General features: G+C 61.1%; 5 protein-coding genes. All 5 read left to right on the forward strand.

Annotation, left to right across the window (positions count from 1 at the left end):
- Positions 1–173 precede the first annotated feature (173 nt).
- The 5 genes from ACXJKO_RS29880 to ACXJKO_RS29900 are packed head-to-tail and all read left to right on the forward strand — an operon-like array spanning position 174 to position 4,419.
- Positions 174–1,094 (forward strand): branched-chain amino acid ABC transporter permease, encoded by a 921-nt coding sequence (locus ACXJKO_RS29880; protein WP_457094651.1) that lies wholly within the window; start codon positions 174–176, stop codon positions 1,092–1,094.
- A gap of 27 nt (positions 1,095–1,121) precedes the next feature.
- Positions 1,122–2,135 carry a branched-chain amino acid ABC transporter permease gene (locus tag ACXJKO_RS29885; protein ID WP_457094652.1) on the forward strand — a complete coding sequence of 338 codons (1,014 nt, stop codon included), beginning with the start codon at positions 1,122–1,124 and terminating at the stop codon, positions 2,133–2,135.
- A complete protein-coding gene (locus tag ACXJKO_RS29890) occupies positions 2,128–2,883 on the forward strand; it encodes an ABC transporter ATP-binding protein (RefSeq protein ID WP_457094653.1) in 756 nt (251 codons plus the stop codon). The genes ACXJKO_RS29885 and ACXJKO_RS29890 overlap by 8 nt, the downstream gene beginning before the upstream one ends.
- On the forward strand, positions 2,883–3,581 hold the full coding sequence (locus ACXJKO_RS29895; protein ID WP_457094654.1) for an ABC transporter ATP-binding protein: 699 nt from the start codon (positions 2,883–2,885) through the stop codon (positions 3,579–3,581). The genes ACXJKO_RS29890 and ACXJKO_RS29895 overlap by 1 nt, the downstream gene beginning before the upstream one ends.
- Positions 3,582–3,597: 16 nt before the next feature.
- Positions 3,598–4,419, forward strand: a complete 822-nt coding sequence (locus tag ACXJKO_RS29900) for an alpha/beta hydrolase (protein WP_457094655.1) — start codon at positions 3,598–3,600, stop codon at positions 4,417–4,419.
- Positions 4,420–4,636 lie beyond the last annotated feature (217 nt).

Genomic DNA, 4,636 nt, shown 5'->3' on the forward strand with positions numbered 1-4,636 from the left:
CGATTACACCGACGCCTATGCCAAGGAATGCACCGCGACGAACTGAGCGCAGGCACGTCCCCAATCTCGATCCATCCCGGCATTGCCCGGGATGGATCAGACGAAATGACCGTTCTCGGAAAGCCTGCGGGCCATGGCCCGCTTGATGGAAGCCTCATGCCGGCGAAGCACCAATGACCGCCACACTTCTGTTCATCCAGGCTTTGAACGGCCTGCAGTTCGGACTCATCCTGTTCCTGATTGCGGCAGGGCTCACGCTGGTCTTCGGCGTGATGGACTTCATCAACCTCGCCCATGGCGTCCAGTACATGGTGGGTGCCTATCTCGTCGCCGCCTTCAGCGCGTGGACAGGCAGCTTCGGATGGGGGTTGCTGCTCGCCCTGCCGACGGCGCTGGCCTTCGGATTGCTTCTCGAAGCTCTGGTCTTTCGTCATCTCTATGATCGCGACCATCTCGATCAGGTTCTCGCGACTTTCGGCATCATCCTCTTTTTGAACCAAGGCGTGAAGTTTGTCTGGGGTGCGGCACCGCTCAGCGTGCCGGTTCCCGATCTTCTGTCCGGCTCCATCGAGATCGCGCCTGGCCTTCTCTACCCGGTCTATCGTCTCGCCATCATCGTTGCGGGTCTCGCGGTCGCCGGCCTGCTTTACGTACTCGTCAGCCACACGCGCATCGGCATGCTGGTACGGGCCGGCGCGAGCAATGCGCAGATGGTGTCGGCGCTCGGCGTGAACATCAAGCGCCTGTTCATGGTCGTGTTCGGCTTCGGCGCCATGCTGGCGGGTTTCGCCGGGGCAATGGTCGCTCCGATCCTCTCCGTAGAAYCCGGCATGGGCGACAACATCCTCATCCTCGCTTTCGTCGTGATCGTGATCGGCGGCATCGGCTCCATCCGAGGCGCGTTTCTTGCGGCACTTCTGATCGGCCTCGTCGATACGCTTGGGCGCTCCTTTGCGCCGAACCTGCTCAGGATCGTGCTCGACCCTTCCGCCGCTAGTCAGACCGGCCGCGCGATTGCGCCGATGCTGATCTACATCTTCATGGCCGCGGTGCTGTTCTTCCGCCCTTCCGGCCTCTTTCCCGTCAAGCGCTAGGGCCGATTGATGGCAGAGCTCGCTCAGATGCAAACCACCTTGGCGCCGACCACGTTCAACAGAACGCTTCTCATCCCCATTGTCCTGTTCGCCGCTTTCGCGGCAGCACCGCTGTTGGCCTCTGTGTCCGGCGCGGAAGGCTATGTTCTTTCCCTGCTCACCCGGGTCATGATCTTCGGCATCGCTGCCCTGTCGCTCGATCTCATCCTGGGCTATGGCGCCTTGGTGAGCTTCGGACATGCAGCCTTTCTCGGCATCGGCGGCTATGCCGTCGGCATCCTGACGAGCCATGGCTTCGAGGATGCGTTGATCCAGATTCCCGTGGCCCTGGCGGCATCCGCTGTATTCGCTCTCGTGACAGGCGCGATCTCGCTTCGCACCAAGGGCGTCTATTTCATCATGATCACCCTGGCCTTCGGGCAGATGCTCTTCTTTCTCGCCACCTCCCTCGCGGCTTATGGCGGCGACGACGGGTTGACCCTGACCTCCCGCTCACTTCTGGCGGGCTCGGACATCCTCGAAGGCGATCTGGCCTTCTATGTTTTCACTCTGCTCTGCCTCGTCGGAACCTACGTCCTATCTCGCTCCGTCGTCGCATCGCGCTTCGGGCGCGTTCTGAGAGGCACGAAGGAAAACTCCGTGCGCATGGAGGCAATCGGCTACCAGCCGTTCCGCTATCAGCTGACGGCTTACGTGATCAGCGGCATGCTGGCAGGCCTCGCCGGGTTCCTGCTGGCCAATCAGGCCGAGTTCGTAAGCCCTGCCTACATGACATGGCAGCGGTCGGGCGAATTGATCTTCATGGTAGTTCTGGGTGGCCTCGGCTCTCTGCATGGAGCAGTTATCGGCGCGGCTGCTTTCCTGCTTCTTGAGGAATTCCTCCCAGAGATCCTGCACAACGCGGCATTCTTCCTGAGCGACGACGTGCGCTATCGCTTGGCCGAAAACTGGAAGATGGTATTCGGCCCCCTTCTGATCCTCATCGTGCTGTTCGCCCGTGGCGGCATCATGGGCATGCTGCGGAGGACCGATCATGGCTGAACCGCTGCTTCAACTCCGCAGCCTGAAGAAGACCTATGGCGCTCTCACCGTCACCGACGATGTCAGCCTCGCCATCAGGTCAGGCGAGTCGCATGCGATCATCGGCCCCAACGGTGCCGGCAAGACAACGCTGATCCACCAGATCTCCGGCACCCTGGCATCCGACTCCGGACAGATTACATTCAATGGCGAGGATGTGACGAAATTGCCGATGGCGCAGCGCGTCAGGCGAGGCCTCGCACGCTCGTTCCAGATCACATCCATTCTCCCCGGCTTTTCCGCCCTGGAGAATGTCGCGCTTGCCATCCAGGCCCGCTCCGGGTCAAGCTTCCGCTTCTTCGGCAGTGCATCCCACGAGAAGGCCCTGAACGAGCCAGCCATGGAATGTCTCACGCAAGTGGGGCTTGGCGCGAGAGCGCACATTCCGGCGGGTCTCCTTTCACACGGCGAGAAGCGGCAGCTCGAACTTTCCATTGCCCTCGCGACCGGCCCAAAGCTTCTTCTCCTCGACGAACCTCTGGCCGGAACCGGCCACGATGAATCCCAGCGTGTGGTAGAGACGCTGAAACGTCTCAAGGACCGCCTCACGATCATCCTGATCGAGCATGACATGGACGCGGTGTTCTCGCTTGCAGACCGTGTCAGCGTCCTCGTCTATGGCCGCATGATCGCAACCGACACGCCGGATCGGATCAGGGCCAATGCCGAGGTGCGCTCTGCTTATCTCGGCGAAGAGGAGATGGCCTGATGCTTTCGGTTCGCCAGTTGCAGGCCGGATATGGAGCCGCCCAGGTCCTGTTCGATGTGTCGCTCGAGATCGGTGCCGGCGAAGTCGTGACGCTTCTCGGGCGCAATGGCATGGGCAAGACGACAACCATCCGTTCCATTATGGGCCTCTTGCGTCCGCGCGGTGGCGAAGTGCGCTTCGACGGGGCTGTGGTGACGGGTTTGGCCCCTTACAAAGTCGCCAAGAGTGGGATTGGTCTCGTTCCCGAAGGACGCCAGATCTTCCCGACGCTGACAGTCGAGGAAAACCTGATCGCGACCGCTGCCGACCGGACGGGCTCGCACCGCTGGACGCTCGACGCCATCTACGGCCTCTTCCCGCGCCTCAAGGAGCGACGCGGCAATCTCGGCACGCAGCTATCCGGTGGCGAGCAACAGATGCTGGCGATCGGGCGGGCGCTCATGACCAATCCGAAACTGCTGATCCTCGATGAGGCCACAGAGGGCCTTGCTCCCTTGATCCGTACGGAGATCTGGACTTGCCTGAAGCGGCTGAAGGCGGAGCACCAGTCCATTCTTGTGATCGACAAGAACATTACTGCTCTTGCAAGCTTTGCGGATCGCCATGTGATCATCGAGAAGGGGCGCTCGGTTTGGACGGGCACGAGCGCCGAGCTCCTGGCGGATCACTCGATCAAGGACCGTTATCTCCACGTCTAGCGGAGGCTTTCGCATCATGAGCAACGAGACCATTGATCTCGAAGCCGAGTACAACAACCGCGCCCGCGTGCCCGAGCACTCCACGCATATTGCGGGCTGGCAGAAGGACGCTGCGGCCTATCGCCGGAATGCGCATTGCGAGTTGGATCTGGCGTATGGCGATGGCGAGCGCCATCGTATCGATGTCTTCCACCCCACAAATGAAAGCACCGATAGGCCGACCATCCTCTTCATCCATGGCGGATACTGGCAGTCGCTCGACAAATCGTATTTCAGCCATCTCGCGCGAGGAGCGAACGAGCGGGGGTACAGTGTGGCGATCCCGAGCTACGATCTTGCGCCGGCTGCATCCCTTTCCCAGATCATCGCCTGCATCGAAAGTGCCGCGAATTTCGTGATGAAGCGTACAGGCCGTGCGCTTGTCGCAACAGGCCACTCTGCGGGCGGCCATCTCTCGGCCTGCCTGATGGCGAAGCCTGAGGCATTGATGAGACCCATCAAAGYAGCGATGCCGATCTCAGGCCTCTTCGAGCTTGCTCCGCTGGTCCCGACCTCCATCAACAAGGCGCTTGGCCTCTCCGTTGAAGAAGCACATCGCTTGAGCCCGCTCGATTGGATGCCCCCCGCCGGCGGTCACCTTGCCGCGATTGTCGGCGGTGCCGAGAGCAGCGAGTTTCTGCGCCAGTCGCGTCGTATCGCCGATCGATGGAGCCATGCGGGTGTCGCGACCCGTTACTATGAAGTATCAGGTGCCCATCATTTCGATGTTCTCACCGGGCTCGCAGACCCTGCCGACCCGCTCGTCGAGATCCTCAGCCAATTGGCGGCCCACGCCTAGAGCATTTTCCGGCGAAGTGGATCCGGTTCACCGTTAAAAGATGCGGCAAACCAGAAAGAGAGCTGATCCCACGCATGTGGAGACAGCTCTAGAGCATCGGACTGGAAATTAGACTCCTGGGCTTCTGCGCGGACCGAGGTTGTGATTCACTGCCTGGAACGGGAGGTGGATCATGGGTCACTGCTATTCTCTCGACCTCCGGGTGCGGGTCGCAGCC

The sequence above is a fragment of the Microvirga sp. P5_D2 genome (assembly GCF_054049475.1).